Raw genomic sequence first — 13,180 nt, forward strand, 5'->3', positions numbered from 1 at the left:
CCGGTTCCGGCGGCTACCAGGGCGGCCGCGACGCGCGCGACGACCGTGGTGGTTCGCGCGGTGGGTACCAGGGCCGGGACGGCCGGGGCGGTCGTGACGACCGCGGTGGGGACCAGGGCCGTGACGACCGTGGCGGTCGTGACGGCCGCGGTGGTTCGCGCGGTGGGTACCAGGGCCGTGACGAGCGCGGCGGTCGTGACGACCGTGGTGCGTCGCGGGGCGGCTACCAGGGTCGTGAGCAGCGCGACGACCGTGGAGAGCGTGGCGACTCTCGCGGCGGCTACCAAGGTCGCGACGACCGAGGTGGCTCGCGTGGCGCCGGCTACCAGGGCCGTGACGATCGCTCCGGGCGCGACGGATCGCGCAGCGGCGGCTACCAGGGTCGTGAGCAGCGCGACGACCGCGGTGGTTCGCGGGGCGGGCCCGCCCGCGGCCCGCGCGACGACCGCGGTGGACGTGACGACCGTGGCGGACGTGACGACCGTGGCGGCGACCGTCCCTACCGTGGCCGACCCGACGCCGGGGGTCGTGGTCCTCGAGGGGGCGGCCGGTCGTGACCGACGCGCACCGCGCCTCCTCGTCCGACGACGACGCCACGCCTCACGTGCCGGTCGCTGACGAGCTGACGGGCGACCCGTCGACCGCCGGCAGTCGCCGGCTGGCGGGCCAGGTGCGCATCGTCGGGTCGGGTCTGCTCGGTGCGAGCATCGGCCTGCGACTGCGTCAGCACGGGGGCGACGTGATCCTCGACGACGTGTCGCCGGCCGCGCGCAGCCTCGCCGTCGACTACGGCGCCGGGCGGGCCCCTGCCGAAGGTGACGATCCCGTGCTCGTCGTCGTCGCCGTGCCGCCCGACGTGACCAGCGACATCGTCGCCCGCGAACTCGACGCCTGGCCCGAGGCGCTCGTCACCGACGTCGCGTCGGTCAAGGTCGCCCCGCTCGCCGAACTGCGGGCCCGTGGAGCCGACGTCTCGCGCTACATCGGCTCGCACCCCATGGCCGGGCGTGAACGCGGGGGAGCCGTCTCGGCTCGCGCCGACCTCTTCGTCGGCCGTCCTTGGGTCCTCGCGGGGCACGACGACCTCACGTACCGACGGGCGGCCGCGGTCGAAGACCCGGCGCCCGACCCCGGGGCGACGCCGATCGAGATGACGCCGGAAGCGCACGACGCCGGCGCGGCCCTCGTCAGCCACGCTCCGCGGGTCGCCGCCCCGCTGATGGCGCCCCGCCTGCGTGATGCGTCCGACGCCTCGCTCGGCCTCGCCGGTCAGGGCGTCCGTGACGTCACGCGCATCGCGAGCAGCGACCCGGTCCTCTGGACGCAGATCCTCGGGGCGAACGCCTCCCGAGTGGCCGACGTGCTGCGCGACCTTCGCGCCGACCTCGACCGGGTCGTCGGCGCCCTCGAGGCCCCGGACGCTCCCGGCAGTCGGCGCACCGTGGCCGAGAGCATCGGCGCGGGCAACGGCGGCGTCGCCCGTCTGCCCGGCAAGCACGGACAACAGACCCAGTTCAGCTCGGTGATCGTCATGGTCGACGACACCCCCGGGCAGCTGGCCCGCCTGCTCACCGAGATCGGTGAGATCGGCGTCAACCTGGAAGACCTGCGGCTCGAGCACTCGCCGGGGGCGCAGGTAGGACTCGCGGAGGTATCGATCGTGCCCGAACAAGAAGACCGACTCGTGACCGAGCTCGAAGCCCGGGGCTGGACCGTCGCGGGGGCGTTCGCATGAGCGGCGACCCGCGCGCCACTGGCCGCGTCGGCTCGGCCGACGTCGATCCCGAGCGCTCGCCGGGGGAGCACGGCGTCGGCGGTCCCGCCGGCGAGGCCCACCTCGAAGAGCTGCGCGCCGAGACCGCCCAGGCCGTGCACCGCCACGGCGGGGTGGCCGTCGACGGACCGGCCGGGAGCGGCAAGTCCAGCGCCAGCCGCGCCTCCGCTGCTTCCCTCGGCTTCGACTCCCAGGACACGGGGGCGGCCTACCGGGCTTTCGCCCTGCACGCCCTCGAGAGCGGCGTCGACCTCGACGACGCCGAGGCCGTCATCGCGGCCTTGCCGACGTTCCACTACGCGATCGCGATCGACCCGGCCCGCGCCGCCTCGGTGACGATCGGCGGTCGCGACGTGACGGACGAGATCCGCACGCCGCGCGTGACGACCGCCGTCAGCCACGTGGCCAAGGTGCCCGAGGTCCGCCGGTTCATGGTCGACCTGTTCCGGCGCATCATCGCGTCGACCGACAAGCCGGGCATCGTCACCGAGGGGCGCGACATCACCACCGTCGTCGCACCGGATGCCCAGGTCAGAATCCTGTTGACCGCCAGCGAAGCCGCTAGAATGGCCAGGCGTTCGGCCGAGGTGACCGGGCAGAGTGCCGAAGAGACAGCTCGGCAGCTCTCGACCCGTGACCGGCTCGACAGCAAGGTCGTCGACTTCATGACCGCCGCACCCGGCGTCTCCACCGTCGACTCCACCCAACTCGACTTCGACCAGACCGTGCAGGCCGTGGTCGAGCTCGTGCGAGCGAGCACCCCCATTTCTTAAGGAAGTCCCCATGGCAGACGACGACAAGTACCCCGAGCTCGACGAGCAGATGGTCGACCGCATCCAGACGATGCCCGACGAGGACGCCGACCAGCGCGCCCGGGCCCTACGTGCCGGCCTGACCGACTACGACCTCGACGAGGGCGACATCGACGTCCTCGAGGGCGCCGAGTGGGACCCCGACGCACTCACCTACGCCCCGGCGCTGCCGGTGCTGGCGATCGTCGGCCGACCGAACGTCGGCAAGAGCGCGATGGTCAACCGCATCCTCGGGAGGCGCGAGGCCGTCGTCGAGGACAAGCCCGGTGTCACGCGCGACCGCGTCTCGTACAAGGCCGAGTGGGGCGGACGCCGCTTCACCCTCGTCGACACCGGCGGGTGGGAACCCGACGCGATCGGCATCGACCGCTCGGTCGCCATGCAGGCCGAGATCGCGGTCGACCTGGCCGACGCCGTGCTGTTCGTCGTCGACGTCAACGTCGGCGCGACCGCCACCGACGAGGCCGTCGTCCGCATGCTGCGGGCCTCGCACAAGCCCGTCATCCTCGTCGCCAACAAGAGCGACGACGCCCGCAAAGACCTCGAGGCCGCCTCGCTGTGGTCGCTCGGCCTGGGTGAGCCGTTCCCCGCGTCGGCCCTGCACGGCCGCAACGTCGCCGACCTGCTCGACCTCTGCATGACCAAGCTGCCCGCGGTGTCGACCGTGGCCAAGCAAGAGATCGGCGGCCCGCGTCGCGTCGCGATCCTCGGTCGACCGAACGTCGGCAAGAGCTCGCTGCTCAACAAGGCCGCGGGCGAAGAGCGCGTGGTCGTCAACGAGCTGGCCGGCACGACCCGCGACCCCGTCGACGAGCAGGTCGAGATCGCCGGTCGCGTGTGGACCTTCGTCGACACCGCCGGCATCCGCAAGCGCGTCCACCTGCAGCAGGGCGCCGACTTCTACGCGTCTCTGCGCACTTCCGCAGCGCTCGAGAAGGCCGAGGTCGCGGTCGTCGTGATCGACGTCACCGAGCAGATCTCGACGCAAGACCTCCGCATCATCGACCTGGTGCTCGAGTCGGGCCGCGCGCTCGTGCTCGCGTTCAACAAGTGGGACCTCTTGGACGACGACCGTCGCCGCTACCTCGAGCGCGAGATCGAGCAGGACCTCGACCACGTGTCGTGGGCCCCGCGGGTCAACATCTCGGCCCGCACGGGTCGTCACCTCGAGAAGCTCGTCCCCGCCCTCGAGCTCGCACTCGAGTCGTGGGACACCCGCATCCCGACCGGCAAGTTCAACGCCCTGCTCGCCGAGCTCGTCGCCGAGCACCCGCACCCGCTGCGGTCCGGCAAGCAGCCGCGCATCCTGTTCGGCACCCAGGCCGCGAACCGCCCGCCGACCTTCGTGCTCTTCACGACCGGGTTCCTCGACCCCCAGTACCGCCGGTTCATCACGCGGCGCCTGCGCGAGATCTTCGGTTTCGAGGGCACGCCCATCACGGTGAACATGCGCGTGCGCGAGAAGCGCAAGCGCCCGTAGCCCTTCTCCCGTGCCTGTCCCGTCGACGGATCGGCACCGCCCGCAGGCTCGCCTGTGGACTGAACGCCCGGTTGTGGATCGTTTCCACACCGGGCGTTCTGCATTGCTAGGGTGGCTCTCGTTGGTCGCGATATGTGAATGTCGCATGACGGAGGGCGAGGGTGCATGGCAGACCTGGTGGTGGACGAGAAGACGTTGACGTCCGTTGCGTGGCGGGTGTCGACGGCGGCCGTCGACACCGAGGTGTCGGCGACGCTGACACTCGGGACGGCGGCCGACGTCGGCTCGCCGAGCGTGGCGGGGGTCCTCGACGACGCGACGGGGCAGTTGGTGAGGCGGGCGGGGTTGGCCGTCGAGGCCATCCAGGCGGTGGGAGACTTCACGACGACCTTCGTGCGCGAGTTCGAGCAGGTCGAGTCCCGGCTCGCTGCCGGACTGCCGGCGGACGCCGCGGCGGGGGTGGGTTCGAAGTGAGCACCGAGGACGACCCGGGCGTCGGTTCGGTCGAGGGCATCAGACAGCTCGCCAAGACGAGGCGAACCGAGGTCGACGATCTCGAGGTGGCTGCCTACCGGTTGGCCGAGGTGGCGAGCTGGGGTGCCGAGTGCTGGCGGGGTCGGTCGGGCGAGCAGTTCGTCGCGTCGATGACCGACGTGTCCACCGAGGTGACTGCCGTCGCTCGGGGCCTCGAACATCATGCGGCGGCACTCGAGGCTCACGCGGTCGACGTGTCGTTGATCCAGGGGTCCCAGCAGACCCTGGAGGCGCGGCGTGCGATGGCCGAGCAGAACATCCTCTCGACGGGGGGCGCCCTGAAGACGATCATGCGTGAGGCGCAGGACGCGGCGCGGGACGACCTGATCGGCATCGTCGTGGAGTCCGAGTACCGCTCGGGTGAACGATCGACCTTGCAGCGTCGCATCGAGGACGAGCAACGAGAACTCGAGGTCGTGGCGGGCTTGTGGGCCGACCTGGTCGAAGAGCGGGCTGCGGCTGATCGCCGGTGCATCGCTGCGCTGCAGAGCCCCGAGGCGATGGGGGCGTTGCCTCAGGTGACCGGGGAGGCCCTGGCCGCGGGGTCGTCCGAGGAATTGTTGGCGTTGCTGGCAGGGCTCTCGGCCACCGAGCTGACGATGATGCTCGAGCAGTGCCCCGAACTCGTCGACAAGGCGTTCCTGGCCGATCCCGAGCGGGTGCGGGCCTGGTGGGACGAGCTCGGGCAGCAGGGTGCGCGGAACCCCGACGGGCTCACTGCGGTGCAAGTGGCGCTGGTGCGAGGGGCGCCGGCGATCATCGGAGCGCTCGACGGTCTGCCTCCGTCGGTGCGGGTCGCGGCGAACGTGTTCAACGCCAAGCGTCGGATGGCCGAGATCGACGCGATGGTGGGGCCGATCAGGCGGCGGGCGCTACCCGGCGATGACGAGACGCTCGCCGCCTTGGCACGCGAGCGCGCCTACCTCGGGCGAGCGGTGGCGGAGCCGCCGACGGTGCAGCTGTACCTCTTCGATCCGTCGAAGAGTCGCATCATCGAGATGATCGGCGAGTGGAACGACAAGACCAGGACGGTGCTGACCTACGTGCCGGGGACGCTGACGAACATGGACTCGTTCTATGAGAAGAACGGAAGTCTGCAACAGATGGCACAGTGGCTTGAAAGGAACGACCCCAAGGGGACGTCCGTGGCGTTCGTCTTCAAGGATGGAATCTTTCCGGGCGGTGCAGAGGGCAGCAAGAACCCCGCCGAATTCGTCGGGGCTTTCGCGCAAGCGAACGACCCAGAGTTCGCGCGCCGAACGAGCAAGGCACTCTACGACTTCCAGCGAGGGCTATCCGTCGATCCGATCAGGTCGGAACCCGGATACCGCGACGTGGCCATCGGGCACAGTTGGGGCTTGGCGAACATCGCGTCCGCCGAGGTCCATGGGGCCACCTACAACAAGGTGATCTCCCTCGCGGGTGCCGGGATGCCGCCGGAGTGGCAGCCACGGGCAGGTACGACCTACACCGACTACAGCTACTGGGACTTCCTGATGGAGGCGCAGTCGACCGGTGGCGTCTGGGGCGGGCGGAATCCGAACCGCTCCGATGACTTCGACTCGCGTGGGTACTTCCAGAGTCCCCATGATGTGGAACTCGAGCAGACCGGGGCCAGCTACACCCCGGTCTGGAAGCTGGACGACAACCACTCGCTGGTTGCGGAATCGAGTGACGACAATGCACCCGTGCGCGATGCCTTAAGGCAGGAACTTTTTCCTGATGGCTAGAAATAAGGCGAGATTCATCGCGGCGCGGTGTGCAGTCGTCATTGCAGTGTTGGCTACCTTGGTCGCGGGTTGCGCCCAAGAGACCCCGGAGGGGCTTGAGCAGATGAAGTACATAGACGAGAAGACCGATCGAGTGGATCTCTCGGCCCTGAAACGCGACATCATGGTGACTCAACGAGAACTGGCATCCATGGGGGATGCGGACGGCATCGTGGGCATCCTGGAACCAGCTGACGGAGTCCTGATGTCGTGTTCCGGGGGGCGACACCAGTGGACGGGGTCGACGACGATCGAGTACGCCGAAGCCCCGGAACAAGAGGCCTACTTCTCTTTGGTGGAATCGCAACTGGCTGACTCCACGGACTTCCGTACCGAACGGGTGTTCACGCCTGACGGCAGAGACGAGTGGCTCGTCGTCTGGAGTGAAGATGGAACGAGGTACTCCATCACGGTCTATACGAAGATGGCGAAAGTTCAAGTCTCATCGAGCTCGTGGTGCTTCACGCTGCAGCCCGGGCAGACGGAGGGTGGCCTGTTCTGAGGGTGGGATAGGGCACCATTGGTGTTCGTGAGACGAGCGGACGGGGTGCGAGGGTGACGGGCGCTGGGCTGTGGCACCGCGCCTCCTCGGGGCTGGGGTTGTCGGCCGCGGCCGACCGGGTATGGCAGCGGCTGCAGCTCGACCGACTCGCCGGCGGGCGGCACTCGGGATACGTCATCCACGAAGACATGCAGCGGCACCCGCGAACCGTCCGCAGTTTCGTCGGCATCCGGTGGCTGCTGTTCGGCGAGACCGTCGTCGGGCTCACCGCCATCTTCATCGCCGCCGTCCTCACCAGCCGCGGAGAACACGTGCCGTGGGCCGTGTGGTTCCGCTCCACCGTCGTCCTGTTCATCACCGCCTCGCTCTACGTCTTCGCCTGGCGGGCACAGCTCGGCTACTACTGGGCCTACTCACGCCTGCGCCTGTTCAGCCGCATCTTCCCGATCGTGACGCTGATCGTCGCCACCATCCCCGGGCTCTACCCCGGATGGATGGTCGTCGAACAGATCGTCTTCTCGCTGCTGATGATCGGCATCGGCGACCTCCTCACCAGCGACCACATGCGCGCGGCCTTCCCGCGGCCGGCCGAGCCCGGGCCGGCCGACGGTGCGGGCTGAGAGGCGACCCGAGCGGTGCACGATGCCACGCGAGGGATACACGGCGGAGCGCTCTCGTGGCGGCCTGATCGGCTCGTCGGATGATCGCGGGCGACACCCAAGAAGTTCGAGGGTTGACAGTTTGAGATCAAACAGTTAGGTTCCTGATCATGGAGATCGAGGAGTACACGGAGACCACGACGCTCGGCCTGTTGCGCTGGGTCGGCTGGGCTCAGCGGAAAGCCGGCGAGGACTGGGTCACGAGTCGTGAGCTCAGCCCGGAACAGGCCTTCGTCCTCGGTTACCTGGTCAAGGCGCCCGGCGCCATCCAACGCGACATCGCCGCCCTGACCCGCACGAGCCCCGCCAGCGTCTCGAGCCTCCTGCAGGGGCTCGAACGTAGAGGCCTCGTCGACCGCCGCACCCAGGACGGTGACGAACGACGCAAGCGCGTCTACGCCACGCCCGCGGCCGCCGACCTCATCTCCGGATTCGACGACGCCATGCTCGCCGCGGACGAGAGCATCCTCGCCCCGCTCGACCAGGACGAACGCGAGACCCTCCACGCCCTGCTGACCACGATCACCACCGCACTGCCCCGCCCGAGCCGCTAGGGCTCGCGAGTCCCCGGTCCTGCTTGGACGGCCCCACGACCGAACGGCCGACCGACCGCGGACACCCTCTTCAGATCTCGATGCCCCGCCGCCATCACGCACGACACCGTCGCGTGACGCCCGCTGCCTGACGCCTCGACCCCGACGGACACGACCCGCCTCGTCCTGCGAGGAGGTCGCCCCACGGCGCCGGTCGTGGCGCCGTGTGGCGTGCCGTCCTGCGTGGGCGACCCGCGCCTCCTGATCTCTCACCCCACCTCGCCGCGCCGGCGTCCGTCGGCGCGCGCTCGAGCCTGCCCGGAAGGACCCCACATGACCAAGAACACATCCGCCGAGTCGGCGACCGACACCCCGTCGGCCGCGGTCGTCGGCAGCAACCGCTGGTACCTGTCGTCGGCGCCGATCGTCCGCGCCCTGATGCACCTCTGTGTGCCGATGGCCGCCGCCATGATCGTCGGGGCGATCTACAACGTCATCAACGCGGGGTTCATCGGGTCGCAGCACGACACCTCGCTGCTGGCCGCCATCACGCTCGGCACTCCGCTGCTCGGTCTCGTCATGGCCGTCGGCGGGGTGTTCGGCGTCGGGGGAGGCGCACTGATCTCGCGGCACCTCGGTGCGGCCGAGCACGACCCCGGCGAAGCGGCCCGCATCAAGAACGTGTCGTCGTTCGCGCTGTGGGGTGCGGTCATCACCGGCGCCGTCATCGGTGCCGCGGGCCTGGTGCTGCTGCCGGCAGTGGTCGAGCTGCTGGGCGCGGACTCCGCCGCCGTCCCCGCGACGAGCGCCTACGTCGAGGTGATGTTCGCCTTCGTCCCCGTGCTGGCCGCCGCGTTCTGCCTCGAGCAGATCGTCCGGGCCGAGGGTGCCGCGCGTCAGGCGATGACCGGGCTCGTCCTGTCGACCGTCGCGAACGTGGTCTTCGACGTCGTGTTCATCCTGGTGCTGCACTGGGGGGTCGCCGGTGCGGCCCTCGGCACCGGTCTCGCCAACGCCGTCACCGTCGCCTACTTCGTCACCTGGTTGCAGCGCAACAGCGAGCACGTCAGCCTGTCGCCGCGGTGGTTCACCCTGTCGCCGTCGGTGCTCGAGCCCGTGTTCGGGGTCGGGTCGGGAGAGCTGATCCAGTCGGCGTTCCTCATCGTGACCACCCTCGTGCTCAACAACCTCGCCTCGGCCTACGGTGACAGCGCGCTCGCCGCCATGGGTGTCGCGGTCCGCATCGCCCAGGTGCCGGAGTTCCTCGTGATGGGCGTCACCATCGGCGTCCTGCCGCTGCTCGCCTACTCGTTCGGCAAGGGCGACCGTGCCCGCTTCGGTTCGGCGCTCCGGGTGTCGACGGTGACGGTCGGCGGCATCGTGCTGATCTTCTCGACGACGGTGTTCGTCTTCCGCGATCAGGTGTTCTCCGTCTTCTCGGGTGACGGGTCGGTGCTCGCGATCGGTGTGACCATCCTGACGGCACAGCTCGTGGCGACGGTCGTCAACGGCTTCACCGGGCTGATCACGTCGGTGTTCCAGGCGACCGGCAAGGCGCTGCCGGCCATCGTGCTGTCCCTGGCGCAGGGCGTGCTGTTCGTGCCCATCGTGCTCGCCGGCGACGCCTGGTTCCGGCTCGGGGGAGTCGTCTGGGCGCTGACCGTGACCGAGGTGCTCGTGTTCGTCGTCGGGCTCGGGATGTGGCTCGCGTCGCGGGCGGCGATCGAGCGTGGGTTGGCCGAGGGCACCGAGGCGCGGGCCGAAGCGGTGCTCGACGGAGGCGCGGCGTGAGTGACCTCGGGTGGTCGGCCCCGCCTGGGGACCCGGCGACGACGAGGACACGCCGCCACGGGATTCCGTGACGACGTGTCCTCGTCGGTGACGGGCTGGGGCCCCGCCCTGGGCGCCTACGCGTCGACGAGCTCGGCGGAGCCGCCGGCGGTGTCGGGGACGGCTTCCCCGACGGGCGGCGACGTCGGGGCGGGTTCCGAGGCCGCGAGCTCGTCCACGATCGGGGCCGAGGCCGAGACACCCGCCGCCCCGGCGGGCCCGGCCGCAGCCGACTCGGGCGGCAGGGGCCAGCCGATCGCTTCGGGGGCGCCGCGCAGGTTGCGCAGCCACCAGGCCCAGTCCTCGGGCACGAGGCTGAACGGGTCGTCGAAGCCGAGCTGACGGGCGGCGTAGACCGGCCAGTGCGGGTTGGCCAGGGCCGAGCGGCCAAGGTAGATCAGATCGATGCCCTCGTCGGCGATGACCTGGTTCGCGAGTTCGGGAACGCCGAGGTTCCAGCTGGTCGCGACCGGGATGTCGACCTCGTCGCGGACGCGCTTCGCGTGACCGAGCATGCCGCCGAGCTTGCCGATGGGGACGTCGCCGCGCATGTCGTCGGTGTTGAAGCCGATGCTGAGGTCGGCCAGGTCGAGGCCGTGCTCCTTCATCCAGCCGATGGCGGTGATCGACTCGTCGACCTCGATGCCGCCCGGGTGGAGGTCGTCGATGCCGAGGCGCATCGTCAGGGGGATGCGGTCGGGCAACACGGCCCGCACGGCGTCGAGGGCCTCGAGGTGGAACCGCGACCGGTTCTCGAGCGAACCGCCGTACCGGTCGGTCCGCTGGTTCGCCAGCGGGGAGAAGAACTCGCTGCCGAGGTAGCCGTGGGCGAAGTGCATCTCGACCCATTCGTAGCCGGCGGCGAGGGCGCGTTCGGTCGTCGCGGCGTAGTCCTTCATCAGCTGGGCGATCTCGTCGACGGTGACCTCGCGCGGGGTGTACGGCAGGGTGCCTCCGTAGGCGATGGCGGAAGGGGCGCGGGTCTGCCATCCCGCCTCGTGCTCGGGGGGCAGCATGTGACCGCCCTCCCAGGGCGTGACGAGGCTGCCCTTGCGGCCGGTGTGGCCGAGCTGGATGGCCGGGACGCCACCCATCGACTTGATCATGTCGGTGACGCGTTTGTGACCTTCGATCTGGTCGTCGTCGTAGAGGCCGGCGCAGTGCGTCGTGGTGCGACCGTCGGGGGTGATGGCGATCTGCTCGGGGAAGACCAGACCGAACCCGCCGGCGGCACGAGCGCCCAGGTACATGACGTGGAAGTCGTCCATCTTGCCGTCGGTCGACCGGTACATGGTCATCGGCGACATGCCGATGCGATTGCGCAGGGTGACACCCTTGAGCGTGAACGGGGAGAAGAGGTTCGGCATCGGGTTCCTTCGGTTCGGGGGCGGGGTGTGGGGGGCTGACGTCAGTCGATCATCAGGAGCTACGTGCAACGGTTTCGCTCGGGTTGCGCGACCGTAACGTTCTGCTCTCGTCGACCGGACGGCGGTGAGAGATCGCGGACGCGACGGTCGCGCGGCGGGGTCGACGGGCGGCCCGGCGACCTCGCTCAGGCACCGGCCCGCCAGCGCTCGAGCACGATCTCGACGAGTTCGGACGGGGGAGCCTCCCCGTCGTCGACGAGCAGCGGGGCACTGGTGAGGTCGCCTCCGGAGGCGCGGGCGGGGGCGGCGAAGTAGCCGGGGGCGAGCAGGGAGGTCGCCACCACGCCCCGCGTCCCGCTCGGGGCGGACGCGCGGGCGGAGGCGACCGCCGCGGGGACGCGCGGCTCGGCGGCGGAGATGAAGGCCGCGGCGACCGGGTTGCCGAGCCGCGCTTCCAGGGCTCGTGCCGTCGTCACGCAGTCGGCGACCGCCCGCGCGTCGCTCGACCCGGCCGCCGCCAGCACGACGAGGTCGCCCTCGCGCCAGCCGGCCTCGAGCAAACGCCGATGGAGCACGGCGGCGAGTCGGTCGTCCGGGCCGAGGGCGCCCGTGACGACGACGGGTCGCGGGGCGGCGTCGGCGGCGGCCTCGGCGAGGTCCACGTGCACGTGGTACCCGGCCGAGGGCAGCAGGGGCACGAGAGCGGCTCCACGATCGTCGTCGAGACGGTCGACCGTGGTGGGCACGTCGGGCTGCTGCACGTCGACGAAGGAGTCGACGACCGTCAGTTCGGGCGCGGCCTCACGCACCCCGGCCAGGAGGGCGGCCACCGCCCGCCGGCCTACCGGGTCGGACGTGCCGTGCGACGCACCCACCAGGGCCCGGGCCGGCGAGACCTCGACCGTGCCCTCGACCACCCGCGACCGCCAGATCGGGAGGCGCAGGTCGGGCTTCGTGAGGCAGGCGCCGGTCTCGAGGTCGTAGACGTCCTTGTGGAGGGGTGAGGCGACGGTCGGTCGTCCCGCGCGCGAGCCCACGATTCCTCGGGCCATCACGGCCGATCCGGTCAGCGGGTCGAGGTGACCGAAGGCGCGGATCGAGTCGTGGGGCAACCGGACGACCGCCACCTGCGAGCTGCCGACGAGCGCGGCCTCCGCCCACATCGGGGCGAGGTCGTCGAGTCGGCAGACGGCCGTCCAGACCGCGGCCGAGGTCGTGCTCGCCTCGGCGGCCGCGCAGGCGCACGCGCTCACGAGCGTGCAGGGGGTGGTGCACGAGTGGCGGGTGGTCGTCGTCGGCACGTCGGTCGTCGTCATGTCTGTCGTCGTCACGGGGTCCCTCTCGGCAGGGTGCGGCAGGTGGTGTCCGGGCACCGGTGACGCTACGAGTCGCGTGTTTCGGGGACGGCCCGGCGGCGTGACGGCCAGGTAACGAAGACCTCACCGTTCTCCGAGCGAACGGTGAGACTCGCGACACAGTGCGTCACACGCGCGCAATGTGCCGGTGACGCTGGCGTCGTAGCGTCGGGCTCGGGCCGACCCGCCCGGCCCGCGACCGGGTCGACCCGACCAGCCCCCGCCCGAGGAGGACCCCGTGGACGACATCGCCACTGCATCCGTCAGCATTCCGTCCGCGCGCCTGGTCCCGCGGGTGCTCGTCGTCGGCGGCGGCCCGGCCGCCCACCGCCTGGCCGAGGCGCTCGCCGCCCGTGCCACCGCGGACGGGCCGGTGGCGCAGGTCACGGTCGTCGGTGAAGAGGTCCACCTGCCCTACGACCGCGTCGCGCTCTCGACCCGGCTCGCCGGTGCCGTCGACCTGACATTGGGTGCCGGGTCGGTGTGGAGCGCAGGCGGCGTCTCGTACCTGGGCGGCGGGCGGGGCGAGGCCCCGGACCGGGGCCGCCGGACGGCCCCCCCGGCC

Annotated in this window: 12 protein-coding genes; 10 read left to right on the top strand and 2 right to left on the bottom strand. The window is 70.7% G+C overall.

The window, feature by feature from the left end; all coding sequences use genetic code 11:
• Positions 1–622: 622 nt before the first annotated feature.
• The 9 genes from AEQ27_RS15630 (at position 623) to AEQ27_RS15670 (ending at position 9,854) form a co-directional block, all read left to right on the top strand.
• Positions 623–1,735 carry a prephenate dehydrogenase gene (locus AEQ27_RS15630; protein ID WP_054147518.1) on the top strand — a complete coding sequence of 371 codons (1,113 nt, stop codon included), beginning with the start codon at positions 623–625 and terminating at the stop codon, positions 1,733–1,735.
• Complete coding sequence (gene cmk, locus AEQ27_RS15635) at positions 1,732–2,547, top strand: (d)CMP kinase (RefSeq protein ID WP_152970416.1); 816 nt, start codon at positions 1,732–1,734, stop codon at positions 2,545–2,547. The genes AEQ27_RS15630 and cmk overlap by 4 nt, the downstream gene beginning before the upstream one ends.
• 70 nt (positions 2,548–2,617) lie before the next feature.
• Positions 2,618–4,066 carry a ribosome biogenesis GTPase Der gene (der, locus tag AEQ27_RS15640; protein WP_369813673.1) on the top strand — a complete coding sequence of 483 codons (1,449 nt, stop codon included), beginning with the start codon at positions 2,618–2,620 and terminating at the stop codon, positions 4,064–4,066.
• A gap of 165 nt (positions 4,067–4,231) precedes the next feature.
• Positions 4,232–4,540: a hypothetical protein gene (locus AEQ27_RS15645; protein WP_054147510.1), complete on the top strand. Its 309-nt coding sequence runs from the start codon at positions 4,232–4,234 to the stop codon at positions 4,538–4,540.
• Positions 4,537–6,330 (top strand): hypothetical protein, encoded by a 1,794-nt coding sequence (locus tag AEQ27_RS15650; RefSeq protein ID WP_054147511.1) that lies wholly within the window; start codon positions 4,537–4,539, stop codon positions 6,328–6,330. The genes AEQ27_RS15645 and AEQ27_RS15650 overlap by 4 nt, the downstream gene beginning before the upstream one ends.
• Positions 6,323–6,871, top strand: coding sequence for a hypothetical protein (locus AEQ27_RS15655; protein WP_152970417.1), 549 nt, complete (start codon positions 6,323–6,325; stop codon positions 6,869–6,871). The genes AEQ27_RS15650 and AEQ27_RS15655 overlap by 8 nt, the downstream gene beginning before the upstream one ends.
• Positions 6,872–6,924: 53 nt before the next feature.
• Entirely contained in the window at positions 6,925–7,491 is a 567-nt protein-coding gene (locus AEQ27_RS15660) for a hypothetical protein (protein ID WP_235451130.1), read from the top strand.
• 149 nt (positions 7,492–7,640) lie between these two features.
• On the top strand, positions 7,641–8,084 hold the full coding sequence (locus tag AEQ27_RS15665) for a MarR family winged helix-turn-helix transcriptional regulator (RefSeq protein ID WP_054147513.1): 444 nt from the start codon (positions 7,641–7,643) through the stop codon (positions 8,082–8,084).
• Positions 8,085–8,396: 312 nt separating this feature from the next.
• Positions 8,397–9,854 (top strand): MATE family efflux transporter, encoded by a 1,458-nt coding sequence (locus AEQ27_RS15670; RefSeq protein ID WP_054147514.1) that lies wholly within the window; start codon positions 8,397–8,399, stop codon positions 9,852–9,854.
• A 116-nt stretch (positions 9,855–9,970) separates the two neighbouring features.
• Here the strand turns inward: AEQ27_RS15670 and AEQ27_RS15675 are convergent, their stop codons facing one another.
• Together AEQ27_RS15675 and nirD are read right to left on the bottom strand one after the other, a co-directional pair.
• Positions 9,971–11,260, bottom strand: coding sequence for an NADH:flavin oxidoreductase/NADH oxidase (locus tag AEQ27_RS15675; protein ID WP_054147515.1), 1,290 nt, complete (start codon positions 11,258–11,260; stop codon positions 9,971–9,973).
• 185 nt (positions 11,261–11,445) lie between these two features.
• On the bottom strand, positions 11,446–12,591 hold the full coding sequence (nirD, locus tag AEQ27_RS18850) for a nitrite reductase small subunit NirD (protein WP_152970418.1): 1,146 nt from the start codon (positions 12,589–12,591) through the stop codon (positions 11,446–11,448).
• Between the two features lie 262 nt (positions 12,592–12,853).
• Here nirD and AEQ27_RS15685 point away from each other — a divergent pair.
• On the top strand, positions 12,854–13,180 hold a 327-nt coding region (locus AEQ27_RS15685), incomplete at its 3' end, for a hypothetical protein (protein WP_054147516.1).

Source organism: Frigoribacterium sp. RIT-PI-h (genome assembly GCF_001297205.1).
Taxonomy (GTDB): domain Bacteria; phylum Actinomycetota; class Actinomycetes; order Actinomycetales; family Microbacteriaceae; genus Frigoribacterium.